The sequence below is a fragment of the Pseudoflavonifractor sp. MCC625 genome, from assembly GCF_018784545.1.
Taxonomy (GTDB): Bacteria; Bacillota; Clostridia; order Oscillospirales; family Oscillospiraceae; genus Pseudoflavonifractor_A; species Pseudoflavonifractor_A gallinarum.
In genome coordinates this window covers 82,870-107,535 of sequence record NZ_WQOJ01000048.1, presented here as the reverse complement: position 1 = coordinate 107,535, position 24,666 = coordinate 82,870, and the positions used below count along the sequence as shown (strand labels likewise).

Here is a 24,666-nt window from a genome sequence, read left to right as displayed (position 1 = left end):
GGCCGCCCATCTCAACGAAATGTGGTGATCGTATGGACCCTATTTTAGAGCGATATCAGGCGCTGGAGGATAAGATCAAAGCCTACAACCCCGGGGTGGATACCAAGCGGCTCTATGACGCCTTCTCCTATGCCGACAATGCCCACACGGGGCAGATGCGCAAGGATGGATCCCCCTATATCACCCATCCGCTGGCCGTGGCCGAGATCGCCGCGGAGCTGGAGCTGGATACTGACTCCATCATCGCATCTCTCCTCCACGACACGGTGGAGGACACCAACGCCACCTATGACGACGTGGCCAAGCGCTTCGGCAAGAGCGTGGCCGATCTGGTGGACGGTGTGACCAAGCTGACCCAGGTCAAGTATGTCTCCAAGGAAGAGGAGCAGATGGAGAATCTGCGCAAGATGCTCATGGCCATGGCCAAGGACATCCGGGTCATCCTCATCAAGATCTGCGACCGCCTGCACAACATGCGTACCATGCAGTACCAGTCCCCCAAGAAGCAGCGGGAAAAGGCCCTGGAGACCATGGAGATCTATGCCCCCATTGCCCACCGCTTGGGCATGCAGCGGGTCAAGTGGGAGCTGGAGGACACCTCTCTCCAGTACCTGGACCCGGTGGGCTACAAGGAGATCAGCGACGAGCTGGCCACCCGGGCCGCCGCCCACGAGGAGTTTATGGCCACCATCCAGCGGAAGATCGAGGAGCGGCTGGCCGAGGAGGGGATCAAGGCCACCGTCTACGGGCGCATCAAGCACGCCTACTCCATCTACCGCAAGATGTACGGGCAGAACAAGACCATGGATGAGATCTTTGATCTCTACGCCTTCCGGGTCATCGTGGACGACATTCCCTCCTGCTACAATGTGCTGGGCTGTATCCACGACATGTTCAAGCCGGTGCTGGGCCGCTTTAAGGACTATATCGGCACCCCCAAGCCCAACATGTACCAGTCCCTCCACACCACCGTCATCGGCCGGGAGGGCCTTCCCTTCGAGGTGCAGATCCGCACCTGGGAGATGCACCACACGGCGGAGTACGGCATCGCCGCCCACTGGAAGTACAAGCAGGGCATGGCCAACCAGAATCTGGGCAGCGAGTCGGCCTTCGAGTGGGTGCGCAAGCTCCTGGAGGCCCAGCAGACCACCGACGCGGAGGAATTCCTGCGCTCCATGCGGGTGGACCTCTTTGCCGACGAGGTCTTCGTCTTCACTCCCAACGGCGACATCATCAACCTGCCCGCCGGGGCCACCCCCATTGACTTTGCCTACTCCATCCACTCGGCGGTGGGCAACCACATGACAGGGGCCAAGGTCAACGGCCGCATGGTGCCCTTTGATACCCAGCTCCAGAACGGCCAGATCGTGGAGGTCATCACCTCCAAGTCGGCCCACGGCCCCAGCCGTGACTGGATGAAGCTGTGTAAATCCAACGAGGCCCGCAACAAGATCCGCCAGTGGTTCAAAAAGGAGCGCCGGGAGGAGAATATCGCCACCGGCCGGGCCTCCTTCGAGTCCGAGCTCAAGCACGCGGGGATCTCTCTGGCCTCTATTACCACCGAGGAGATGCTCCCCCACATCCTCAAGAAGGTGCGTTTCGGCTCTCTGGACGAACTCTATGCCGCCATCGGTTACGGCGGTATGAGCGCCCAGAAGGCGGTGGTGCGCATCAAAGACGAGATCAGCCGCCTCAACCGGGTGCAGGCCGAGCGCAGCGCCGCCCTCCAGGCGGAGCAGACCCCGGTCATCCTGCCCGGCCGGAGCACACCGCCCAAGCAGGAGCCCGCCGCGGCCAAGACCCCCAAGCGCTCCTCCAACGGCATCGTGGTGGAGGGACTGGACAACTGTCTGGTCAAGTTTGCCAAGTGCTGTACCCCCGTGCCCGGGGACCCGGTGGTGGGCTTTATCACCCGGGGCTTCGGCGTATCGGTCCACCGCTCCGACTGTCCCAACTGCGCCCCGGAGAAGCGAAAGCCCGAGGAGGCCGGGCGCTGGGTCAAGGTCTCCTGGGTGGCGGGAGATCAGACCACCTACCAGACCGCGCTGGACATCTCGGCCAAGGACCGGGACGGCCTGACCCTGGATGTGGCCATGGTCCTCTCCGCCGCCAAGGTGAAGGTGAACGGACTCAACGTCCACGCCACTCCCGACGGCTACGCCATTGCCTCCATTCTGCTGGAGGTCAAGAACCAGGACGAGCTGACCAGCGTCATCAACAAGCTGGGGCAGATCCAGGGGGTCTATCAGGTCAAGCGTACCACGGGCTGAGCCAGTCCGTTATACAATCATTATTCCAGGGAGTACCGCCGTTGGAGGGGCTCCCTCCGCTGTGGAGGCGTGTTCAATGGAAAAGCGTTTTGTGCCCCTTCTGCTGGGGGCGGATATCAATGTGTACAGCATGGCCCGGGCCTTTCATGAGGCCTACGGCGTGCGTACCGTGGCCTATGGGATGTATCCCTCCGGCCCCTGCGTAGGCAGCGACATCATCGACTACCGGGTGTGCGCCAACAACGACGCCCCGGAGGTGGTGCTGGAGAATGTGAAGAAGGTGGCCGCCGAGTTCTCCGACCGGAAGGTCATCGTGCTGGGCTGCGGAGACAACTATCTGACCTCCATCGCCTGCAATCTGCCCCATTTCCCGGAAAATGTCATTGCGCCCTATATCGATCTGGCCACCATGGAGGTCCTGATCCACAAGGAGAAATTCTACGAGCTGTGCGATCAGCACGGCATCGACCACCCCGCCACCTTTGTCTACAAAAAGGGCATGGGGCACGACTTCACCCTCCCCTTCTCCGGCCCCTTCGTGGTGAAGCCGGCCGAGTCGGCCACCTACTGGGACCATCCCTTTGACACCCAGAAGAAGGCCTATATCCTCCAGACCCGGGAGGAGGTAGACCGGGTGCTGGACGAGATCTATGAGCACGGCTATGAGGACTCCCTCATCATTCAGGACTTCATCCCCGGGGATGACAGCTTCATGCGGGTGGTCACCAACTACTCCGGCGAGGACGGCAAGGTGCGTCTCATGTGCGTGGGCCACGTGCTCCTGGAGGAGCATACCCGCCACGGCATCGGCAACCACGCCGTCATCATCACCGAGCCCGAGCCCGAGCTGTGCGAGAAGCTCCGTTCCTTCCTGGAGGCCATCGGCTATACCGGCTTCTCCAACTTCGATGTGAAGTACGACCAGCGGGACGGCAAGTTCAAGGTCTTTGAGATCAATACCCGCCAGGGACGGAGCAACTACTACGTCACCGGCGCGGGCTACAACCTGGCCAAATATCTGGTGGAGGACCGCATCGAGCACAAGAGCTGCGAGCTGACCATCACGAAGAACCGCCATATGTGGCGGGTCATTCCCCGGAGTGTGGCCTACGACTACATTCCCAAGCGCTTCCACGGGGAGATGAAGGCCCTGGAAGAGCAAAACGCGGTGGTCAACCCCCTCTTTTACAAGGCCGACCGCAATCTGATCCACAAGCTGCGCATCATCCGGGATCAGTGGCGCTACAAGAAGCGCTATGCCAGCTCCATGGAGAAAGCCAACTGACCGACCGAGAGGAGGAGCCCATGGCAAACGACCGACCGAAGCTGGGTATCCTGGGCGGCATGGGCCCCCAGGCCACGCTGGAGCTGTGCCAGCGCATCGTGGACTATACCGACGCCGACCGGGACCAGGACCATATCCCCACGCTGATTTACAACGATACCTGGATCCCCGACCGTACCGGGGCCATTCTGGGCGGCGATGCCCAGCGGTGCTATGAGGCCCTCCTGTCCGGGGGCCGGGTGCTGGAGGGGGCGGGCTGCTCCATTCTGGCCATTCCCTGCAACACCTCCCACTACTTTGCCGCCCGGCTCCAGGAGGACCTGGGGGGCATGAAGCTGCTCCACATGGTCCGGGAATCGGCCGCTGTGCTGGCCCGGCGGGGATGCCGCCGGGTGGGCGTTCTGGCCACCGACGGCACGGTGCGCACCGGTGTCTATCAGCGGGAGCTCCAGGCGCTGGGGATCGAGTGTCCCCCGCTGCCGGAGGAGATCCAGCGCCGGGTCATGTCCATCATCTACGATGAGATCAAGCGGGGCCGGCGAGGCACACCGGAGGACTTTGTCCCCATTGACCGGGCCGTGCGGGAGGAACTGGGATGCGACGGCGCGGTGCTGGGCTGTACCGAGCTGTCGGTCTTCCGGACCTTCCACGGCCTGCCGGAATTCTATCTGGACGCCCTGGATGTACTGGCCCGTCATTGTGTGACCGCCTGCGGTTATCCACTGCGGGAGTGCTAAATGTGGAAAACCCCCGCCGTTCCAATTGGAACGGCGGGGGTTTTTGCTGTTTATTCCTCTTCGTTTTGGAAGAGCAGGCGGTACTTCCCGCTTCCCTCTACGGCGTAGACCGCATCCAGGTCCTCGTCGGCCATGGCGGGGTCAAAGTCCATACCGAACTTGACACAGGTGCCGCAGGAGGCGGACAGTGCCCGGGGCACCGGCATCATGGCGGCGCTGTCTCCCAGCGCCCGGAGTTTCTTCTGGAAGGTCAGGGCACCGAAGTGGGTGTGAAAGGTGGCGATCTGTTCCATCTTACTTGGTAATGGTCAGCTCAAAGTCCTCGCCCACGGCCCGGTGGCTCACCTGATAGCCGGCGTTGGAGGCAAAGCGGGTGATGTTCTGCACGGGAGTCATGCTGTCCACCAGCACCTTGAGGGGGGTGCCCTTCTGAAGGGCCTTCTTGGTCATCAAAACGGGTTCGGGGCAGGAGTAGCCCCGGGCGTCCAGTTCATTCATGGTTCTATGCTCCTTTCCGAAATCAGGCTTTCTTGCGGTTGAGGTTGGCAGCGCCGATGGCGGCCACCACGATCAGACCCAGGATCACAGCGATCTGGCCATTGGCGGTGGGACCCTTGGCAGAAGAGGCCAGACCGAAGTTGTGGCAGAAGGCGGCGCCCACGACCATGCCCAGAACGGCCACGGAGGAGTCACTGTTGCCGCTGCCGGAGAGGATGAGCTGCCGCAGGGGGCAGCCGCCCAGCAGGACCGAGCCGAAGCCCACCAGGACCATGCCCAGCAGGTTCCACAGGCCGTCGTTATAGGCCACGGGCTGATCGGTAAACGAGAAGTTGACCGGATTGCCCAGGATCAGGTTGCCCACCAGGGCGGCCACAAAGATGGCGATGAAGCCCAGCAGCAGGTGGAAGTCCTGGAACAGGATGGCGTCGCGGATGCCGCCCACCATGCACAGACGGGTCTTCTGGGCCAGAGCACCCACCACGAGGCCGGCGATCAGGGCCAGGGCGATGGGAGCGGCCTTGGAGCCGGGAGCTTCCGAGGAGAAGAAGATGAAGGCGGGACGGAGCACCAGCAGCACCAGCAGACCCAGGGAGATCAGGGGCATCACGAAGCCTTCGGCCTTGGGCTGGGGGGTGGATTTCTTCAGGGTGAAGCCGGCGCGCAGGAAGAAGGTGCCCACCAGAATGCCCAGAGCGAAGCCGATGAGGCCGAGCACCGCATTCAGGTCACCGCCGCCCAGACGCAGGACCATACGCAGGGGGCAGCCCAGGAACATCAGGGCGCCCACCATCACACAAAAACCGAGCACAAAGCGCAGGACCGGAGACGAACCGCCGCGGACGTTGAATTCCTTCCCCACCATGGCCATGCCCATAGCGCCCAGAACCAGGCCGATGATCTCAGGCCGGATGTACTGAACTGTCTCTGCACGGTGGAGTCCCACAGCGCCGGCGATGTCCCGCAGGAAGCAGGCAATACAAAAGCCCATGTTGTAGGGATTCCCCTGCCAGGAGAGGATGGCGGCGATCAAGCCCACCACCGCGCCGGCCACGATAATGAGGCCGTGCTGTTTCAGCTTTGACATAAAAAGTTCCTCCTTTACCCTTGCACGCCACACAATGCGTACTTACTCGTTTATTATAGCCGCCCTTTCCGCAGAATGGAAATTGAAAACAACGATATAAATATGGTGGTAATATTGAGAAAATCAATAAAGAAGCATGTGGAATAATTACAATATAATTTATTTTATTTTTAAATAAAATATTTCCAAGTGCAAACGGAAGGTGTATACTGAGGGGGAACAGTATGGGGAGGAGCATCCTGTGAGATCCGCGCAAAAAAACGGACCCCGGCTGAGCCGGAGTCCGTCTTTCTATCGCGTGAAGCATAAAATCAATAGCCGGGACGCAGACGCACCAGCTTGTCCCCGCGCGCTTTCACCATGCCAATGGCAGCGCCGGGCACGCCCAGGTCCTTCAGACGCTGGAGGAGCTCACCGGAGCGGGATTCGGGCACCGTGATGAGCAGGCCGCCTGCCGTCTGGGGATCGTACATGGCGTCGGACCGCTCCAGCGCCACACCGGGCTCCACCACCACATCATCGGCCAGATAGCCCATGTTGTTGTAGGCGCCGCCCGGGATGATACCGTCTTTCGCCAGCTCTAGAGCCTTGGGGACGATGGGCACCGCGTCGGCCCAGAGTTCAAAGCTCAGGCCGCATCCCTTGGCCATCTCCTGCACGTGGCCCAGCAGGCCGAAGCCGGTGATGTCGGTACAGGCGGTGGGGTGCACGGGGAGCATAGCCTCCTGTCCCTTTTTGTTGAGGGTGGTCATGATCGCGAGCATCTCGTCATACTCCGCCTGGGTGAGAAGCCCAGCCTTAGCGGCGGTAGAGAGAATGCCGGTACCAAGGGGCTTGGTGAGGACAAGGATATCGCCCTCTTTGGCCCCGTCATTGGTGAGAACCTCGTCCGGATGGGCAAATCCCATCACGCACAGCCCGTATTTGGGCTCCTTGTCCTCAATGCTGTGGCCGCCGACGATGACGGCACCCGCCTCCATCACCTTGTCATATCCGCCGGCCAGGATGCCCTGCACCACCTCCAGAGGCAGGCAGTTGGGGAAGGTGAGCAGATTCATGGCGATTTTCGGCGTGCCGCCCATGGCCCACACATCGGACAGGGCATTGGTGGCGGCCACCTGACCGAACTGGAAGGGATCGTCCACAATGGGAGGGAAGAAATCCACCGTGGCGATCATGGCCGTCTCATCGTTGACGCGGTAGACCGCCGCGTCGTCGCTGGAGTCAAACCCCACCATCAGATTCGGATCATAGATGCGGGGCAGATCGGCGAGCAGTTTTCCAAGGACACCCGGTCCTATTTTGGCCCCTCACCCACCGGCTGAGGTCATCTCGGTCAACTTGATCTTGCGTACATCCGACGACATATTCCGCACCCACTTTCTTGTGTTATGGCTCTCCGGGGGAGAGCGTGTTCTATTCTAACCCTGTTTCCTGCAAATAGCAACCACAACCCGAGAAGAAGAGAGAGGAACGATCATTATGCAACTCAAGCAACTGGAGGTCTTTGTGCAGGTGGCCCGCCTCAAAAGCTTTTCCAAGGCTGCCGACGCCCTCTACCTGACCCAGCCCACCATCAGCGCCCACATCAGCGCACTGGAGGGGGAATTGGGCAGTAAGCTGGTGGTCCGCTCCACCAAGGAGATCCAGCTTACCGCAACCGGCAATATCCTCTACGGCTATGCCAACCAGATCCTGGGCCTGTGCGAGCGGGCGGAGCAGGAGGTCAAGACGGCCTCCTCCGACATCCAGGGCGCCCTGTCCATTGCGGCCTCCACCGTGCCCTCCCAGTACCTGCTGCCCCGCATTCTGCCCCATCTGCGCAAGCGCTATCCCAAGGTCTTTTTCCAGGTGTTTCAGGGAGACAGCAGCCAGGTGGCCCAGCGCATCTTTGAAAACGGCGCGGAGATGGGAATCATCGGCTCGCCGGTACAGAAGGCGGGATGCGTCTGTACGCCCTTCTTTTCCGAGCGCATGGTGATCGTTACGCCCAATACGCCGGAATTCCGGGAACTGGACGGGACCATTTCCGGACAGGTGCTGCGCGCCAGTCCCTTCCTGGTGCGGGAGCCCGGCTCAGGTACCCGCAAGCGCAGCGAGGAATTCCTGCGGGGCATTGGAATCGATCCCCGGGAGCTGACCCTGGCGGCCCAGCTTCAGAGTACGGAGAGTATTTTGCAGGGGGTCAAGAACGGCCTGGGGATCTCCATTGTGTCTGGGCTGGCGGCGGCGGACTATGTACAGATGGGCAGTATCCTGTCCTTCGACTATGACAGTCCTCTGCTGGACCGGCAGTTCTATCTGATCCATCACCGTACCCGGCCCCACTCCCCGGCCGCATCTATGCTGCTGCAGGAGCTCCCCCGGTATTTTCAGGGGGAGATTGAAGCGGGCAGCCTCAAAGCGGAACCGACATCGTAAAAAACGGCCCTGCCGCAGCTGCGGCAGGGCCGTTTCCGTTCGCTTCTCAGGGGCAAAATTTAGTTAAAATACTCGGTAATACCGGTCTCGCCGATGTCGTACTCGTTGGGGATGTCGATCTTACCGGCCTTGATGTCTTCCACGGTCTGCTCGACCTGAGCCACCACATCCTCGGGCAGAGTGGCCTTGAAGTCCTCGTTCCACTGGAAGGAGATAATGCCCTCCTTCATGCCGAGATACTGGATCTCGCCGGAGGCCTCACCGTTCATGACGGACTCAAACGCAGCCACATAGGCGCCGGGGGCGTCCACCATCATGTTGCCGGCCACCTGCTCAGGAGCACCGGAAATGTAGTCGCCAAAGACGCCGAAGGCATACACACCCTCGGACTCAGACACGGCCTTGATGGCGCCGCTGTTGCCCTCGTCGGCATTGGGGAAGATCACGTCGGCGCCGCCCTGGATCTGGCTCTGGATGGTCTCATAGGCCTCGTTGGAGTTGGAGGCGCTCAGGACGGAGAACTTGACCACGTTGTTGGGGTCCACGCTCTTGGCGCCCAGGGCAAAGCCCACGCCGGGCTTGGTGAAGGAGGGGTAGTCGCCGCTGACGATGGTGCCCATGACGCCGCTCTGGGTGAGCAGGCCGGCCAGAACGCCGCAGACATAGCCGCCCTCCTCCGTGCTCATGCACATGGGGAACTGATTCTCACCGGTCACGGCACCACCGTTGGTAATGAACCAGGTGTCGGGGTAGTCGGGAGCCACTTCGGAGAAGTACTCGGCAAACTGGCCGCCCTGGCCAAAGACGATCTTGTAGCCCTCAGCAGCCATATTTTCGGCCTCGGCCCGGGCGTCGTCAGCCGTGGTGACCGAGTCGATGATGGCCACCTGGCAGCCGTACTTCTCCTCAATGGCACGCACGCCGTCGGCGCCCTGCTGGCAGTAGCCGCCGTCGGTGGGAGAGCCGGAGAGCATGACGCCGACTTTCCAGGTAGAGGGGTCGTCAGAAGCAGCCTGGGTGGGTTCGGTCCCGCCGCCGCCACAGCCGGAGAGAGCCGCTGTGAGAAGAGAGCAGGACAGGAGCAGAGAAAGTGCCTTTTTCATGTGGGTATCCTCCTCAAAATGAATCAGTGCGCGGGGTCATCAGAAGAATTTTCCGATACCACTATCATAATCAAAAAGGATTCCGCCGTCAAGGGAAACGACGGTAAAATGGGCCCGTTTGGATGACCAAACAGGCCCATTTTGATGGTGTGATTTAGTTGAAATAGACCTCGGTTCCGGTCTCGCCGATCTCATACTCGTTGGGGATGTCGATCTTGCCGGCCTTGATGTCCTCGATGGTCTGCTCCGCAGCAGCCACCACATCCTCGGGCAGGGTGGCCTTCAGGTCCTCGTTCCACTCGAAGGAGATGACGCCTTCCTTCATGCCCAGGAACATAATGTCGCCCGTGGTCTCGCCGTTCATGATGGCATCAAACACGGCCACATAGGCGCCGGGGGCGTCGGGCAGGCTGTTGCCGATGACCTGGTTGGGGGCGCCGGAGATGTAGTCGCCGAACACGCCGAAGCCATAGACCTCGGGGTTCTCAGACACGGCCTTGATGGCACCGGAGGTACCCTCGTTGGCGTTGGGGAACAGGAAGTCAGCACCGCTCTGGATCTGGCTCAGCGCGGTCTCATAGGCCTCGTTGGTGTTGGTGGCGCTGAGGACGGCGGATTTGACCGTCACATCGGGGTTGACGCTCTTGGCACCCAGGGCAAAGCCCACGCCGGGCTTGGTAAAGGAGGGCCAGTCACCGCCGGCGATCACGCCCAGCGTATTGGTCTTGGTCATCATGCCGGCGATCACGCCGCAGACATAACCGCCTTCCTCCGTGCTCATGCACATGGGGAACTGATTTTCGCCCACCACGGAACCACCGTTGGTGACGAACCAGGTGTCAGGATAGTCGGGAGCCACTTCGGAGAAGTACTCGGCAAACTCGCCGCCCTGACCAAAGATGACTTTGTAGCCCTCAGCGGCCATGTTCTCGGCCTCGGAGCGGGCCATGTCGGCCGTGGTGACCGAGTCGATGATCGCGACCTGGCTGTCATCCAGACCGTATTTTTCCTGAATGGCACGTACGCCGTCGGCGCCCTGCTGGCAGTAGCCGCCGTCGGTGGGAGGGCCGGAGAGCATGACGGCAATCTTGATGTCATCATACTCAGAGCCGCCGGAAGCACCGGAATCGCCTGTGGGAGCAGTGGACGGCTCGGCCGAAGAGCCGCCGCAGGCGGACATCCCCACCATGAGAGCGCCGGCGAGGAACAAGGGAATCAGCTTTTTCATTACATTATCCTCCTTTTGATTGGCATGACTGGGTGCATCCAGTCTATGCAGTGGGATACGCGCCCATGAGAGCGGGCTGATTCGCCGGTGTGACAGACACCGCCGGATATGCCTCCTGTATGCATCTCCAGACGGAAGATGCGGGCACAGGCTTGGAGAACCTCTGAGACCCTTCGGCATGGGGACAGAGTTGCGTCCGTCCAAGGTCATACCCCCGTGGGTGAAAGGAATGGCTCACCACAGCAATATCGTCAAGAATCACAAAAAGATTATATCATATGAAGACTATATGTGGTGAACTTGCCACTATTCTAAAGGACGAATGAAAAAAAGTCAAGAGGAAATGGTCTATTTAAATAAAATAAAGCTGATTATTTAAAATGTATTTGTCAAAATAGACAAAAATGAAATGGAGAGTTTACCTTATGGAACTCCAAAAAGGCGGCGTGCAGTTCATCTGCACGCCGCCTCTCGGTCAGGGTAAAATTTACTTTTTGCGGGAATAGGGGGTGTTCTCCAGGGGGAGGGTGGTACGGAACTGGCCGTCCATCTTATAATAGGCACCCTGCACCGCGGGAGGGGTGGGGATGGATGTGATCTCACCGATGCCGACGGCGCCATAGCCCAGTTCAGAGTCCTGGTTGGCCTCCACGATAATGGCCTCCACCGGGGGGGTCTTGTTGGCGCGGAAGAGTCCCAGAGTACCAAACTTGGCGGTGGGCTTGCCTTCCACCAGGGGGAAGTCCTCGGTCAGCGCATAGCCAAGGCTCATGACCACGCCGCCCTCGATCTGGCCCTCCACGCTCAGCGGGTTGATGGCCCGGCCCACGTCGTGAGCGGCCACGACCTTTTCGATGGTGCCGTCCTCATTGAGGCAGACCACCTGGGTGGCATAGCCGTATCCCACGTGGGAGACGGGGTTGGGCTTGTCGGCGCCCATTTTGTCGGTGGCGGCCAGGCACTCGCCATAGAACTCCCGGCCATTCAGATCGGCGAGGGAGTTGCCGGCGTCCAGGACCTTCTTGAGTTCCAGACAGGCACGGCGGCAGGCCTCACCGGTGATGAGGGTCTGGCGGGAGCCGGAGGTGGTACCGGCGTCCGGGGCATTGTTGGTCTCGGCCTGGGGATAGACCACCACGTCCTGATGCACGCCCAGCGTCTCGCAGGCGATCTGGGTGAGAACGGTGCCCAGGCCCTGTCCGATGCAGGAGGCACCGGCCCGCAGCCAGATCTTTCCGTCCTCCACCGTGATGCGGCAGCGGCCCCAGTCGGGGAGGCCCACGCCGACGCCGGCGTTCTTCATGGCGCAGGCAATGCCGGCTCTGGGATGGTTCTCATAGACCTCTTTGACGGCCTCCAGAGTCTGCGCCAGGGCAGTGCCGGGGAAGGCGATCTGACCGTTGGGCAGGACCTGGCCCGGACGGATGGCGTTGCGGTAGCGGATCTCCCAGGGAGAGATACCAACTGCCTCTGCCAGCAGGTTCAGGTTACACTCGGTGGCAAAGCAGCTCTGGGTCACGCCGAAGCCGCGGAAGGCGCCGGCGGGCGGGTTGTTGGTGTAGACGGCGGTGCCGTCGATGTCGATAACCTGATAGTTATAGGGGCCGGCGGCGTGGGTGCACAGGCGCTGAAGCACGGGGCCGCCCAGGGACGCATAGGCGCCGGTGTCGGTGACCACTACGGCCTTCATGGCGGTGAGGTAGCCGTTCTCATCACAGCCGGTGGTGAACTCCATCCAGGCAGCGTGGCGCTTGGGATGGATGAGGATGCTCTCATCCCGGGTCAGCTTGACCTTGACCGGGCGGTGGGTATGGTAGGCCAGCAGCAGGGCGTGGTGCTGTACGCTCACGTCCTCCTTGCCGCCGAAGCCGCCGCCCACCAGGGCGTTGATCACGTGGATCTGCTCCGGCTTCCAGCCCATCATGAGAGAGCACTCATGCTGGGTATCGTAGGTGCCCTGGTCGCTGGAGTAGATGAGGGCCTCCTGATTCTCGTCATCCACCATGGCCACGGCGCACTCGGGCTCCAGGAAGGCGTGCTCGGTGGGAGGCGTGTAGTAGGACCGGGTGACCACATGGGCCGACTTGGCCAGCACCTCGTCGGCGTTGCCGCGAACCAGATGCTCATGGGCCAGGATATTGCTGCTGCTGCTCTCGTGGACCAGCGGGGAGCCCTCTTTCAGGGCCTCCCGGGCGTCGAAAATGCCGGGCAGTACCTCGTATTCCACCTTGATCAGGGCCTTGGCCTGCTGGACCTGCTCCCAGGTCTCGGCGGCCACCAGGGCCACGGCATCGCCCAAGTAGTGGGTCACATGGCCCACGGGAACCAGAGCGTCCCAGTCCTGCTTCAGATGGCCAACCTTAAAGGAACCGGGGATATCCACCGCCGTGAGGACGGCATGGACGCCGGGCACGGCCTTGGCCGCGCTGGTGTCAATGGAGAGTACCCGGGCCCGGGGATACTGGGCGCGCAGAGCGGAGCCCACCAGCATGCCGTCGATCTGGATGTCATTGGTATACTGGCCGTAGCCCAGGACCTTTTCGGCCACGTCCACCCGGTGGGCCCGCTGGCCCACACCGGTGACCACCGGAGGCTTGAGATCTCGGCGGTCCTCCCGGATCAGGCGGGCGGCCAGCTCGATGGCGTCGATGATCTTCTTATAACCGGTGCAGCGGCAGATGTTGTTTCGGATGGCAAAGGCGATCTCATCCCGGGTGGGATTGGGATTGCGGTCGATGAGGGACTTGCCGCACAGGACCATGCCGGGGATACAGAAGCCGCACTGGACGGCTCCGGCCTCGCCGAAAGCGTAGACATAGACCTCACGCTCCCGCTCGCTCAGTCCTTCGACCGTGAGGATTTCCTTCCCTTCAAATTTGGAGACCTTCTGGACGCAGGCCTTGATGGGGGCGCCATCCACCAGAATGGTACAGGCGCCGCAGGCGCCCTGGTCGCAGCCGTCTTTGACGGAGGTGAGTTTTAGGTCCTCGCGCAGGACATCGATGAGCTTGCGGTCCTGCTCGACGGTTACGGTCTTGCCGTTGACGTTCAGAGTGAACATCTGAGTTGCCTCCTTTAAATCCTTTGAGATGGTTCTTACCGTGCGGGAGTGGGGTGTAGATGCGGATCGAACGTATCCGGCGGGGGCGATACAGCCCATCTGCATTTTGCACATTCCAATCTCAAAATAAGCCTATTTTCCTTCTTGTTTATAGCTTAGCACTAATTTTTTGGAAAGGCAATATCGGGCGTGTAGGTAAAATAAACAAAATTCAAAAATAGTTTTAGTTAAAATAAAAAATTTTTAGGATACCACTTGACTTATCAGTATAATATGGTATTATGGTTGCGGAAAGCGGAAGAAATTCCGCGAGGTAATCTCTCAAATTTTTACGGAGGCGAATGAAGTAAAATGGAGATGGAACAGATTAAGTGGGTACCCAACCGGATGCCCAAGAGCGACGACAAGTGGCTGGAAGTCATGTCCCTGGAGAACGTGGCCAAGGCCCGCGCGTTTCACAGCAGCTTCCCTCAGTATTCCGTGACCCCTCTGGCCAACCTGAAGCGGATGGCCACCTACATGGGCCTGGGCGGCATCTATGTTAAGGATGAGTCCTATCGCTTTGGCCTGAACGCCTTTAAGGTGCTGGGCGGCTCCTTTGCCATGGCCCGGTACATCGCGCAGAAGACCGGCAAGGACGTGTCCGAGATGACCTATGACTACCTGACCAGCGAGCAGCTGCGCAAGGAGTTTGGTCAGGCCACCTTCTTCACCGCCACCGACGGCAACCATGGCCGCGGCGTGGCGTGGGCTGCCAACAAGCTGGGTCAGAAGGCTGTTGTCCATATGCCCAAGGGCAGCTCCATTGCTCGTTACAATAACATTGCCAAGGAAGGCGCCAAGGTCACCATCGAGGACGTGAACTACGACGACTGCGTGCGCATGGCTGCGGCTGAGGCCGACGAGTGCGAGAACGGCGTCATCGTGCAGGACACCGCTTGGGAGGGCTATGAGGACATCCCCTCCTGGATCATGCAGGGCTACGGCACCATGGCTTCTGAGGCGGCCGAGCAGCTGCGTCAGATCGGCGTGAACCGTCCCACTCACGTGTTCGTGCAGGCGGGCGTGGGTTCTCTGGCCGGCGCGGTGCAGGGCTTCTTCCACAACCTCTTCCCCAACGATCCTCCCAAGGTGGTCATCATGGAGACTTCCGCGGCCGACTGCCTGTTCCGCGGCGCTCTGGTGGGCGACGGCAATCCCCGCATCGTCACCGGCGATCTGAAGACCATCATGGCCGGCCTGGCCTGCGGTGAGCCCAACATCATCGGCTGGGACATCCTGCGCAACCACTCCAGCGTCTTTACCTCCTGCCCCGACTGGGTCAGCGCCAAGGGCATGCGTATGCTGGGCGTTCCCTGCGACGGCGACCCCGTGGTCATCTCCGGCGAGTCCGGCGCCGTGGGCATGGGCTGCCTGGATGCCATCATGAACAACCCCGATTACAAGGACCTCAAGGATTATCTGGGCCTGGACCGCTTCAGCCAGGTGCTGATGATCTCCACCGAGGGCAACACCGATCCCCAGAAGTTCCGCCGCATCATCTGGGACGGCGAATATCCCACCACCAGCACGCCGCTGGCTGAGTACGAAGGTTATCGACTGAACAAGTAAGACTGGTTCCTGCGATACAAGCGAACAGACGTCTCTCAGCAAACGGCGGCCCCGTGGCCGCGGGGCCGCCGGATTGCTTACCCATTGTTTACAAAAAAAGTCATATATGTAATTTGGAGGATTAGTCATGGATTTTGAAAAGATCAAGGCCGCAGCCGAGAGCTACCGCGCTGACATGAGCCGCTTCCTGCGGGACATGATTTCCCATCCCAGCGAGAGCTGCGAGGAGAAGGAAGTCGTCATGTGCATCAAGGCCGAGATGGAAAAGCTGGGCTACGACAAGGTCGAGATCGACGGCCTGGGCAACGTGATCGGCTGGATGGGCGAGGGCGACAAGATCATCGCTTTTGACTCCCACATCGACACCGTGGGCATCGGCAACATCAACAACTGGGAAGCCGACCCCTACAAGGGCTACGAGGATGACGCCGTGATCTTCGGCCGCGGCGGTTCCGACCAGGAGGGCGGCATGGCTTCCGCCACTTACGGCGCCAAGATCATGAAGGATCTGGGCCTGATTCCTCCCGGATACAAGATCATGGTGGTGGGCACCGTTCAGGAAGAGGACTGCGACGGCATGTGCTGGCAGTACATCGTCAACAAGTTCTTCCCCGCCAACGGCATCAAGAAGGAGCAGGTCGAGTTCGTGGTCTCCACTGAGCCCACCGACGGCGGCATCTACCGCGGTCACCGCGGCCGTATGGAGATCCGCGTGGACGTGAAGGGCGTTTCCTGCCACGGCTCCGCTCCCGAGCGCGGCGACAACGCCATCTACAAGATGGCCGACATTCTCCAGGATGTCCGCGCCCTCAACGAGAACGACGATGCCGACTCCACCGAGATCAAGGGCCTCGTGAAGATGCTCAACCCCAAGTACAACCCCGAGCACTATGAGGATGCCCGCTTCCTGGGCCGCGGCACCTGCACCACCTCCCAGATCTTCTATACCTCTCCCAGCCGCTGCGCTGTGGCTGACTCCTGCGCCATCTCCATCGACCGCCGCATGACCGCCGGCGAGACCTGGGATTCCTGCCTGGAGGAGATCCGTCAGCTGCCCAGCGTGAAGAAGTACGGCGACGACGTGAAGGTCTCCATGTACATGTACGACCGTCCCGCGTGGACCGGCGAGGTCTATGAGACCGAGTGCTACTTCCCCACCTGGATCAACAAGGAGACTGCTGCCCACGTGCAGGCTCTGGTGGACGCTCACCACGGCCTGTTCGGCGACAAGCGTCTGGGCCACACCGACGCCGATCCCAAGCGCGACGCCATGCATCTGCGCGAGGGCCGTCCTCTGACCGACAAGTGGACCTTCTCCACCAACGGCGTGGCCATCCAGGGCCGTTACGGCATCCCCTGCGTCGGCTTCGGCCCCGGTGCTGAGAGCCAGGCTCATGCCCCCAACGAGATCACCTGGAAGGACGATCTGGTCCGCTGCGCCGCCCTGTACTCCGCCGTGCCCGGCCTGTACAAGGAGGAGAACAAGACCGACGACGTGACCCAGTTCCGCGCCACCCTGACCGACAACGACATTAAGTAAGTTTTTCCTGTGCATACAGGCGGAGGACCGCCGGAAGGTCCGGCGGCCCCCTCCTCCCTGTTCCATCTGAATCTGTGACGACCCGATTCGCCTCCGGTCCATACAGAACTGAACTGAAAACTCAAATATAAAGGAGAACAAGATTATGGATGCCAAACTGCAGGCTTATATTGACAAGCTCAACAAGCTCAACTTCAAGGAGATGTACGAGGGTGACTTCTTCCTGACCTGGGACAAGACCGACGACGAGATCGAGGCTGTCTTCACCGTGGCCGACGCCCTGCGCTACATGCGTGAGAACAACATTTCCACCAAGATCTTTGAGAGCGGCCTGGGCATCTCCCTGTTCCGCGACAACTCCACCCGTACCCGTTTCTCCTTCGCCTCCGCCTGTAACCTGCTGGGCCTCGAGGTGCAGGATCTGGACGAGGGCAAGAGCCAGATCGCCCATGGCGAGACCGTCCGTGAGACTGCCAACATGATCTCCTTCATGGCCGACGTCATCGGTATCCGTGACGACATGTACATCGGCAAGGGCCACACCTATCAGAAGGAAGTGGTCGAGGCCGTGACCCAGGGCAACAAGGACGGCGTCCTGGAGCAGAAGCCCACTCTGGTCAACCTCCAGTGCGATATTGACCACCCCACTCAGGCCATGGCCGACATGCTGCACATCATCCATGAGTTCGGCGGCGTGGAGAACCTGAAGGGCAAGAAGATCGCCATGACCTGGGCTTACAGCCCCTCCTACGGCAAGCCCCTCTCCGTGCCCCAGGGCATCATCGGCCTGATGAGCCGCTTCGGCATGGACGTTGTCCTGGCCCATCCCGAGGGATATGAGGTCATGCCCGAGGTCGAGGAGGTCGCCAAGGCCAACGCTGCCAAGAGCGGCGGTACCTTCACCAAGACCCACTCCATGGCCGAGGCCTTCAAGGATGCCGACATCGTGTATCCCAAGAGCTGGGCTCCCTTTGCCGCCATGGAGAAGCGCACCAACCTGTACGCCGAGGGCGACAGCGAGGGCATCAAGGCTCTGGAGAAGGAGCTGCTGGCTCAGAACGCCAACCACAAGGATTGGTGCTGCACCGAGGAGCTCATGAAGACCACCAAGAACGGCAAGGCTCTGTACATGCACTGCCTGCCCGCCGACATCAACGACGTCTCCTGCAAGGACGGCGAGGTCGAGGCTTCCGTGTTCGACCGCTATCGTGACCCCCTGTACAAGGAGGCTTCCTTCAAGCCCTACATCATCGCCGCCATGATCTTCCTGGCCAAGGTGAAGGATCCCCAGGCCACTCTGAAGGCTCTGGAGGAGCGCGGCATGGCCCGTTGGTTCCAGAAGTAAGTCTTTTTTGGAGATACCTCACGGTTTTTCTCAGTAGTATGGCGCGACCGGTTTCGCCTCCGGCCCTCACGCCTGCTATATAACCCCTTTGCGCAAGGCAAGGCCCGCTTGACGAATCATGGTTTGTCGGGCGGGCCAAACCAATTTCTGGGTGCTGCGCGGCGGGAAAGAGAAAAGAAATTAGAAGAGTTTACAATTTTGTCTGAAATACCATTTGACATCTGAAGACTTTGGCTTTATGATAGCCTTATCAAATTAGACTGCGTATTTTAATAATACGGAAAAATGAGGTGCGACTAATGGGTAAAAAAATCGTCATCGCCCTGGGCGGCAACGCGCTGGGCAATAACCTTCCCGAGCAGATGATCGCGGTGCAGCAGACCGCCAAGGCCATTGCCGACCTGATCGAGGAGGGCCATGAAGTCATTATTGCCCACGGCAACGGTCCCCAGGTGGGCATGATCCAGAACGCCATGACCGAGCTGACCCGCTCCAATCCCGAGAAGTACATCCCCTGCCCCCTGTCCGTGTGCGTGGCCATGAGCCAGGGCTACATCGGATACGATCTGCAGAACGCCCTGCGGCAGGAGCTGCTGGACCGGGGCATCAACAAGCCCTGCGCCACCGTTCTGACCCAGGTCATCGTGGACAAGAACGATCCCGCCTTCGAGAATCCCACCAAGCCCATCGGCGCCTTCATGACTAAGGAAGAGGCTGAGAAGCTGGCTGCCGAGCGCGGCTATGTGGTGAAGGAGGACGCTGGCCGCGGCTACCGCCGTGTGGTGGCCTCTCCCAAGCCCCAGGCCATTGCCGAGATCGATACCGTCAAGGCCCTGGTGGACGCCGGCCATGTGGTCGTCGCCTGCGGCGGCGGCGGCATCCCCGTGTTCCACGGTGAGGGCAACCGTCTGGACGGCGCTGCCGCTGTGGTGGACAAGGACTTCGCCTCCTGCGTGCTGGCTCAGCAGCTGGACGCCGACTGCCTGATCATCCTCACCGCCGTGGAGAAGGTGGCCATCCACTTCGGCAAGCCCGATGTGAAGTGGCTGGACGAGCTGACCCCCGCTGAGGCTGAGAAGTACATCGCTGACGGCGAGTTTGCTCCCGGCTCCATGCTGCCCAAGGTGCAGGCTGCTCTGCAGTTTGCCGAGTCCAAGCCCGGCCGTACCGCCCTCATCACTCTGCTGGAGAAGGCCAAGGACGGCGTTGCCGGCAAGACCGGTACCAGCATCCACTGCTGATTTTCCGTATTTACCGGGCCGGGGCGTAACACGCCCCGGCCCTTCCGTAGTTTTATCCGGGAGAGAAACTCCCGCATCTGAATGGAGGTTTTCCCATGAACAAGACCATTACCGCTGCCGCCGCCCCTACCGCGACCGGCCCCTACTGCCACGCCAAGCAGGCGGGCAACATGCTCTTCATCTCCGGCCAGCTGGGCGTGGATAAGGCCACCGGCACCCTGGGCAAGGATGTATCCGAGCAGGCCACTCTGGCCCTGAAGAGCATGGGTGCGATTCTGGAGGAGGCCGGCATGAGCTATGCCGATGTGGTGAAGACCACGGTCTTCCTGGCCGACATCAACGATTTTGCTACCATCAACGCCATCTACTCCGGCGTGTTCCACACCGATCCCCCCGCCCGCTCCTGCTATCAGGTGGCGAATCTGCCCAAGGGCGCTCTCTTTGAGATCGAGGCCATTGCGGTAAAGTAAGCGGCATCCTTGACGTTGTACAATGGAACCCATTCCCTTTTCGGGAATGGGTTCTTTTTTTATGCGCTGATCTGGTACTACCATTGTGATTATCCACAAAATGGAAGGTTAGAATTTTTGACAATGAGCAATGGTTTTTTCTTGCGAACAATTGTGCAATGTGTTATAGTGATATAGTCATCTGATGATTATGGGGATACATCGGATGAAAAAGTAAATAGAAAGAGGAGGAGAGGCTGAGACCCCCCACGCCGATTTTAAAAATCCCCGACGCGGTGCCACCGCGTCTAAAAAATAAATGAGGTGTTATTATGCAGCAGCATACCCGACAGACGTCCCCCTCGACCCTGTTTCAGCTGAACGGGATTCCGCCCATGGACAAGGCGATACCACTGGGCTTTCAGCATGTAGTGGTCGCGATCGTGAGTACCGTTTCCCCCGCACTTCTGGTGGCCAATACGGCCAATATGGCGGCAGATCAGAAAATCATGCTGGTCCAGGTATCCCTATTGATGACCGCTGTGGCGATTCTGCTCCAGTTGTTTCCCATTGTCCGGGGATTTGGTTCCGGCCTGCCCCTGGTGATGGGTATCAGTTTCATTCTTCCCACATTGATGATTGAGCGCTTTACCTTTGCAGAAATGATGGGGGCGCAGATCATAGGCGGAATCGCGGGAGCCCTGTTTGCTGTTTTCCTGAAACCAATCCGTAAGCTTTTCCCCACCATTGTGACTGGCACGGTGGTCATGACCATTGGTATGTCCATGTATCCCATTGCAATGCGGAACATGGCCGGTGGCTATACGGATAATTTTGGAACAGCGCCCGCCTGGATCGTCACCCTGTTCACCCTGTTGGTAGTCGTCATCTGTGACAACTGGGGCAAGGGAATCATCCGTCTGGGAGCCGTTCTCTGGGGACTGATTGCCGGCTATATTTTAGCTGTTATTTTGACGGAAATTGGTGTAGCGCCGCTGGTTAACTTTTCTGCCATCGGAGAGGCCGGATGGTTCTCCCTCCCGCGGCCGATGCAATTTGGAGTCAGCTTTAATACCACTGCCTGCATTTCCATGGCGATCCTCTTTGTGGCAAACTCGCTCCAGACCATCGGGGACATGAGCTCTCTGACCGTAGGCGGCTTTGACCGGATGCCCACCGACCGGGAGCTCTCGGGCGGAATCCTGGCTCAGAGTGTCGGGGCCATTGTGGGTGCTCTTTTTGGCGGGATGCCCACCTGCTCGTACAGTGAATGTGTGGGCATCGTAACGGTGACCAAAGTAGTGAACCGGGTTGTGTTTGCCATTGCGGCCTTTGCACTGCTGCTCTGCGGCCTGGTGCCTAAATTTGCCTCTGTACTGACCACAGTTCCGGAATGCGTGCTGGGCGGCGCGGTCATTTCGGTGTTTGCGGTAATTACCATGACCGGCGTACGGATGGTGACCGGGAGCGGTCGCTTTACCAACCGAAAGGCCACCATCGTGGGGCTGTCGGTAGCGGTCAGCATCGGAATCACCCAGGTAGACGGATGTATGTCCGGCCTGCCCGAGGTGTTTGATACCGTGTTTGGATCCTTTGCACCGGTCGGCGCGGCACTGATTGCCATCCCGCTGAATTTGCTCCTTCCCAAAAACCAGGAAGATCTGGATGACGAGCAGGAACAGCGCGAGCGAGAGGAAAAGCAGATGGAGGCGCTAAAGAGGAAGGAAGTCTCCGCCAAATAGAAAGAACCATTCGAGCCATTACATTTGGGTTTGTTATAGTACGGCGCGCTGAAAATAGTATTATGATTTGATGTATGAATCGCGTTACCCCTCCCGTACATTGGATACAGAAGAAGAGGAATTAGGAGGTAACCAAGTATGAGTAAAGCACAAGGTGTCTCAAAACCGGTGGCGGCAGCAGATCCACTGTTCCAGTGGAAGGCAAAAGCATCCCTCCCCAAAATACTGCCCATGGGCATGCAGCATGTGGTGGCAGCTGTGGTCAGCACGGTGGGACCGGCCCTGATGGTGTCCAAGAACTGCGGACTGGATGATGCCACCACCACCCTGCTGGTGCAGATGGCCCTTCTGATGACCGCGTTTTCCACCATTTTGATGCTCTTCCCCGTTACCAAATACATCGGCTCCGGCCTGCCGGTCATTATGGGCGTAGGGTTTACCATCCCCACGCTGATGAGCAAGACCTTTACCCTGCCGGAGATCCTGGGGGCCCAGATCATTGCAGGCGTGGTGGCGATCCTCTTTGGACTGTGCATCAAGCCCATCCGGAAGCTCTTCCCGCCTCTGGTGACGGGTACCGTTATTCTGGCGGTGGGCATGAACCTCTATCCCGTGGCCATCAAATACATGGCGGGCGGCGCAGGTACCCCGGATTTCAGCTCCCCCAAGAACTGGGGCGTGGCCATTTTTACCTTTGCACTGGTGCTGGCCTTCCAGAATTTTGGAAAGGGCTTTCTGAAGCTGGGCGCCGTGCTGTGGGGCCTGGTGGGAGGTTATCTTCTTGCCCTGCTCCTGGGAATGGTGGACTTTAGCAGCGTGGGCGGCGCCGGATGGTTTGCCGTGGCAACGCCGGTAAAATCCTTTGGCCTGGAGTTTAACGGCTCCGCGATCCTGGCCATGGCCATCCTCTACATTGCCAACTCCCTCCAGACCATTGGAGATATCAGTTCGACTACCATGGGCGGTATGGAGCGCATGCCCACCGATCAGGAGCTTCAGGGAGGTATCATCTCCCAGGGTGTCACCTCGGTGATCGGCGCTCTGTTTGGAGGACTGAGTACCTGTTCTTACAGCCAGAACGTGGGCATCGTGACCATGAATAAGGTCATTAACCGCAGTGTGTTTGCCTTTGCAGCGGTGGTGCTGGGTGTAGCCGGACTGGTGCCCAAGTTCTCGGCGGTGCTCACTACCATTCCCAACGCCGTTCTGGGCGGCGCCACCATTTCGGTGTTCTCCATCATTGCCATGACTGGCGTCAATATGATCGTCTCTGCCGGCCCCTTCACCATGCGCAATCGCACCATCGTGGGACTGGCGGCGGCCCTGGGGATCGGTGTGACCATGGCCCCTGGCTGCCTGGAGCTCTTCCCCATGTGGGTGCAGAATGTGTTTGGCTCCTTTGCACCTGTGGGGGCCGCGGTGGTAGCCGTGATTCTGAACCTGATCCTGCCGAAGGACCCTGACCCTGAGACAAAGTGATTTTATCTTGAGTTTGGACAAAATCCGTCAATATATCGCTCTGGTTGGATTGACCAGGGCGATATATTGTTTTTTTGCACAAAAAGATTGGGGATAATTTGATGATCTGCCGGACATATTTTTCTTGAAAATGAAAAAGAATGGGGGTATCATTTTATTAAAGAAAATATTTTATGAAAACTAAAAAAAATTAATGAGGTGATTTGGATGAAGCAGACTTCCCGTGAGGGGCGGGCGTCCGTATTCCAATATGAGGGCATACCTGCTCCAGGTCAATTGGTCCCTCTGGGACTTCAGCATGTGGTGGCCGCGGTAGTAGGAATCGTGACCCCGGCCATTCTGGTGGCCAACACCTGCAACATTACCGGATCGGACCGAACACTGTTGATCCAGGTCTCTCTGCTGGTGACGGCGCTGGCGACCCTGATCCAGCTTTTCCCCATTTTTGGGCGCATCGGCGCGCGCCTTCCGGTGGTTATGGGCATCAGCTTTGCCTATGTCCCCACACTGCTGGCCATTGGCGGGCAATTTGATCTGCCCACTATTTTGGGCGCGGAAATCTTTGGCGGTATCATCGCCATCCTGTTTGGTATTTTTGTCAAGCAGATCCGGGTCTTTTTCCCACCACTGGTGACCGGTACGGTCATCTTTACCATTGGCCTTTCCCTGTACCCCACGGCCATCAAGTATATGGCCGGCGGCGCAGGCACGGAGGGCTTTGGTTCCATGAAGAATTGGCTGGTGGCCATTGTGACCTTCCTGGTGGTGGTCATCCTCAACAACTTCTCCAAGGGCGTGCTCAAGCTGGGCGCCATTCTCTGGGGCATGATCGTCGGCTATGTGCTGGCCTTCTTCCTGGGCATGGTGAGCTTTGACGCGGTAAGTGAGGCGGGCTTCTTCCAGGTCCCCATGCCTCTGCACTTTGATATTTCCTTTAATGTGAGCGCCATTATCTCCCTGGGTATCGTGTATGTGGTCAACGCGGTGCAGACCATCGGAGATCTCTCCTCCACCACCATGGGTGGTATGGACCGTATGCCCACCGACAAGGAGCTTCAGGGCGGCATCATTGCCCAGGGTATCGTCAGCATCGTAGGCGCGCTGTTCGGCGGCCTGCCTGCGGCCACTTACAGCCAGAACGTGGGTATTGTGACGGTCAACCGGGTCATCAACCGGGCCGTGTTTGCCTTTGCCGCCATTATTCTGGCGATTGCGGGTTTTGTTCCCAAGTTCTCCTCTCTGCTCACCACCATTCCCCAGAGCGTCATCGGCGGCGCGACGGTGTCTGTATTTGCTATGATCACCATGACAGGTATGCGCATGATCACCTCTGAGAACTTCACCATGCGCAGCAGCACGGTAGTCGGTCTGTCTGTGGCACTGGGCGTGGGTATCACGCAGGTGCAGGACTGCCTCCAGGGTTTCCCCCAGTGGGTCACCACCGTATTCGGCAGCAGCCCCGTGGTAGTCACCGCCATCATGGCCATCATCCTCAACCTGGCGCTTCCCAAGGATGCTCCGGTGCAGGAGAGCAAGAGCGTATAATTGTCTGCATGAAAAAAGGCGCGC

The 24,666-nt window shown here is 59.5% G+C and carries 19 protein-coding genes; 12 read left to right on the top strand and 7 right to left on the bottom strand.

The window, feature by feature from the left end:
• Positions 1 to 32: 32 nt before the first annotated feature.
• From GPK94_RS14900 to GPK94_RS14890, 3 genes are all read left to right on the top strand, one after another.
• Positions 33 to 2,270 (top strand): bifunctional (p)ppGpp synthetase/guanosine-3',5'-bis(diphosphate) 3'-pyrophosphohydrolase, encoded by a 2,238-nt coding sequence (locus GPK94_RS14900; RefSeq protein WP_193535834.1) that lies wholly within the window; start codon positions 33 to 35, stop codon positions 2,268 to 2,270.
• Between the two features lie 76 nt (positions 2,271 to 2,346).
• The gene (locus GPK94_RS14895) at positions 2,347 to 3,555 is read left to right on the top strand and encodes an ATP-grasp domain-containing protein (protein WP_186963147.1); all 1,209 of its coding nucleotides are present in this window, start codon (positions 2,347 to 2,349) and stop codon (positions 3,553 to 3,555) included.
• 20 nt (positions 3,556 to 3,575) lie between these two features.
• A complete protein-coding gene (locus tag GPK94_RS14890; RefSeq protein ID WP_101692407.1) occupies positions 3,576 to 4,292 on the top strand; it encodes an amino acid racemase in 717 nt (238 codons plus the stop codon).
• A 50-nt stretch (positions 4,293 to 4,342) separates the two neighbouring features.
• Here GPK94_RS14890 and GPK94_RS14885 read toward each other — a convergent pair whose 3' ends face one another.
• The 4 genes from GPK94_RS14885 to selD form a co-directional block, all read right to left on the bottom strand.
• Positions 4,343 to 4,585: a DUF3343 domain-containing protein gene (locus tag GPK94_RS14885; RefSeq protein ID WP_101692406.1), complete on the bottom strand. Its 243-nt coding sequence runs from the start codon at positions 4,583 to 4,585 to the stop codon at positions 4,343 to 4,345.
• Position 4,586: 1 nt separating this feature from the next.
• Positions 4,587 to 4,790, bottom strand: a complete 204-nt coding sequence (locus GPK94_RS14880) for a sulfurtransferase TusA family protein (RefSeq protein WP_101692405.1) — start codon at positions 4,788 to 4,790, stop codon at positions 4,587 to 4,589.
• A gap of 22 nt (positions 4,791 to 4,812) precedes the next feature.
• Entirely contained in the window at positions 4,813 to 5,877 is a 1,065-nt protein-coding gene (gene yedE, locus GPK94_RS14875; RefSeq protein ID WP_101692404.1) for a YedE family putative selenium transporter, read from the bottom strand.
• Between the two features lie 311 nt (positions 5,878 to 6,188).
• On the bottom strand, positions 6,189 to 7,244 hold the full coding sequence (gene selD, locus GPK94_RS14870) for a selenide, water dikinase SelD (RefSeq protein WP_215656163.1): 1,056 nt from the start codon (positions 7,242 to 7,244) through the stop codon (positions 6,189 to 6,191).
• 115 nt (positions 7,245 to 7,359) lie between these two features.
• Here selD and GPK94_RS14865 point away from each other — a divergent pair, with 115 nt between their 5' ends.
• A complete protein-coding gene (locus GPK94_RS14865) occupies positions 7,360 to 8,298 on the top strand; it encodes a selenium metabolism-associated LysR family transcriptional regulator (RefSeq protein WP_193535840.1) in 939 nt (312 codons plus the stop codon).
• Between the two features lie 59 nt (positions 8,299 to 8,357).
• Here the strand turns inward: GPK94_RS14865 and GPK94_RS14860 are convergent, their stop codons facing one another.
• The 3 genes from GPK94_RS14860 to xdh form a co-directional block, all read right to left on the bottom strand.
• Entirely contained in the window at positions 8,358 to 9,401 is a 1,044-nt protein-coding gene (locus GPK94_RS14860) for a BMP family protein (RefSeq protein WP_193535842.1), read from the bottom strand.
• Positions 9,402 to 9,555: 154 nt separating this feature from the next.
• Positions 9,556 to 10,629: a BMP family protein gene (locus GPK94_RS14855; RefSeq protein ID WP_195278823.1), complete on the bottom strand. Its 1,074-nt coding sequence runs from the start codon at positions 10,627 to 10,629 to the stop codon at positions 9,556 to 9,558.
• 487 nt (positions 10,630 to 11,116) lie between these two features.
• A complete protein-coding gene (gene xdh / locus GPK94_RS14850) occupies positions 11,117 to 13,690 on the bottom strand; it encodes a selenium-dependent xanthine dehydrogenase (RefSeq protein ID WP_215656162.1) in 2,574 nt (857 codons plus the stop codon).
• Between the two features lie 357 nt (positions 13,691 to 14,047).
• Here xdh and dpaL point away from each other — a divergent pair, with 357 nt between their 5' ends.
• The 8 genes from dpaL (at position 14,048) to GPK94_RS14810 (ending at position 24,642) form a co-directional block, all read left to right on the top strand.
• Positions 14,048 to 15,301: a diaminopropionate ammonia-lyase gene (gene dpaL, locus GPK94_RS14845; RefSeq protein ID WP_193535846.1), complete on the top strand. Its 1,254-nt coding sequence runs from the start codon at positions 14,048 to 14,050 to the stop codon at positions 15,299 to 15,301.
• 127 nt (positions 15,302 to 15,428) lie between these two features.
• Positions 15,429 to 16,841, top strand: coding sequence for a YgeY family selenium metabolism-linked hydrolase (locus GPK94_RS14840; RefSeq protein WP_101692398.1), 1,413 nt, complete (start codon positions 15,429 to 15,431; stop codon positions 16,839 to 16,841).
• A 145-nt stretch (positions 16,842 to 16,986) separates the two neighbouring features.
• Positions 16,987 to 18,186: a knotted carbamoyltransferase YgeW gene (ygeW, locus tag GPK94_RS14835; protein WP_101692397.1), complete on the top strand. Its 1,200-nt coding sequence runs from the start codon at positions 16,987 to 16,989 to the stop codon at positions 18,184 to 18,186.
• 299 nt (positions 18,187 to 18,485) lie between these two features.
• Positions 18,486 to 19,427, top strand: coding sequence for a carbamate kinase (gene arcC / locus GPK94_RS14830; protein WP_195278824.1), 942 nt, complete (start codon positions 18,486 to 18,488; stop codon positions 19,425 to 19,427).
• Between the two features lie 95 nt (positions 19,428 to 19,522).
• Complete coding sequence (locus GPK94_RS14825; RefSeq protein WP_186963141.1) at positions 19,523 to 19,897, top strand: Rid family detoxifying hydrolase; 375 nt, start codon at positions 19,523 to 19,525, stop codon at positions 19,895 to 19,897.
• 311 nt (positions 19,898 to 20,208) lie between these two features.
• The gene (locus GPK94_RS14820) at positions 20,209 to 21,618 is read left to right on the top strand and encodes a solute carrier family 23 protein (RefSeq protein WP_215656161.1); all 1,410 of its coding nucleotides are present in this window, start codon (positions 20,209 to 20,211) and stop codon (positions 21,616 to 21,618) included.
• A gap of 138 nt (positions 21,619 to 21,756) precedes the next feature.
• The gene (locus tag GPK94_RS14815; RefSeq protein ID WP_186963140.1) at positions 21,757 to 23,097 is read left to right on the top strand and encodes a solute carrier family 23 protein; all 1,341 of its coding nucleotides are present in this window, start codon (positions 21,757 to 21,759) and stop codon (positions 23,095 to 23,097) included.
• 207 nt (positions 23,098 to 23,304) lie between these two features.
• The gene (locus GPK94_RS14810; protein ID WP_193535848.1) at positions 23,305 to 24,642 is read left to right on the top strand and encodes a nucleobase:cation symporter-2 family protein; all 1,338 of its coding nucleotides are present in this window, start codon (positions 23,305 to 23,307) and stop codon (positions 24,640 to 24,642) included.
• Positions 24,643 to 24,666: the final 24 nt, after the last annotated feature.

Excerpts from the sequence above, each read along its gene's own strand:
- GPK94_RS14900 (WP_193535834.1), top strand. The coding sequence starts at position 33 with ATGGACCCTATTTTAGAGCGATATCAGGCGCTGGAGGATAAGATCAAA.
- GPK94_RS14895 (WP_186963147.1), top strand. The coding sequence starts at position 2,347 with ATGGAAAAGCGTTTTGTGCCCCTTCTGCTGGGGGCGGATATCAATGTG.
- GPK94_RS14890 (WP_101692407.1), top strand. The coding sequence starts at position 3,576 with ATGGCAAACGACCGACCGAAGCTGGGTATCCTGGGCGGCATGGGCCCC.
- GPK94_RS14885 (WP_101692406.1), bottom strand. The coding sequence starts at position 4,585 with ATGGAACAGATCGCCACCTTTCACACCCACTTCGGTGCCCTGACCTTC.
- GPK94_RS14880 (WP_101692405.1), bottom strand. The coding sequence starts at position 4,790 with ATGAATGAACTGGACGCCCGGGGCTACTCCTGCCCCGAACCCGTTTTG.
- yedE (WP_101692404.1), bottom strand. The coding sequence starts at position 5,877 with ATGTCAAAGCTGAAACAGCACGGCCTCATTATCGTGGCCGGCGCGGTG.
- GPK94_RS14865 (WP_193535840.1), top strand. The coding sequence starts at position 7,360 with ATGCAACTCAAGCAACTGGAGGTCTTTGTGCAGGTGGCCCGCCTCAAA.
- GPK94_RS14860 (WP_193535842.1), bottom strand. The coding sequence starts at position 9,401 with ATGAAAAAGGCACTTTCTCTGCTCCTGTCCTGCTCTCTTCTCACAGCG.
- GPK94_RS14855 (WP_195278823.1), bottom strand. The coding sequence starts at position 10,629 with ATGAAAAAGCTGATTCCCTTGTTCCTCGCCGGCGCTCTCATGGTGGGG.
- xdh (WP_215656162.1), bottom strand. The coding sequence starts at position 13,690 with ATGTTCACTCTGAACGTCAACGGCAAGACCGTAACCGTCGAGCAGGAC.
- dpaL (WP_193535846.1), top strand. The coding sequence starts at position 14,048 with ATGGAACAGATTAAGTGGGTACCCAACCGGATGCCCAAGAGCGACGAC.
- GPK94_RS14840 (WP_101692398.1), top strand. The coding sequence starts at position 15,429 with ATGGATTTTGAAAAGATCAAGGCCGCAGCCGAGAGCTACCGCGCTGAC.
- ygeW (WP_101692397.1), top strand. The coding sequence starts at position 16,987 with ATGGATGCCAAACTGCAGGCTTATATTGACAAGCTCAACAAGCTCAAC.
- arcC (WP_195278824.1), top strand. The coding sequence starts at position 18,486 with ATGGGTAAAAAAATCGTCATCGCCCTGGGCGGCAACGCGCTGGGCAAT.
- GPK94_RS14825 (WP_186963141.1), top strand. The coding sequence starts at position 19,523 with ATGAACAAGACCATTACCGCTGCCGCCGCCCCTACCGCGACCGGCCCC.
- GPK94_RS14820 (WP_215656161.1), top strand. The coding sequence starts at position 20,209 with ATGCAGCAGCATACCCGACAGACGTCCCCCTCGACCCTGTTTCAGCTG.
- GPK94_RS14815 (WP_186963140.1), top strand. The coding sequence starts at position 21,757 with ATGAGTAAAGCACAAGGTGTCTCAAAACCGGTGGCGGCAGCAGATCCA.
- GPK94_RS14810 (WP_193535848.1), top strand. The coding sequence starts at position 23,305 with ATGAAGCAGACTTCCCGTGAGGGGCGGGCGTCCGTATTCCAATATGAG.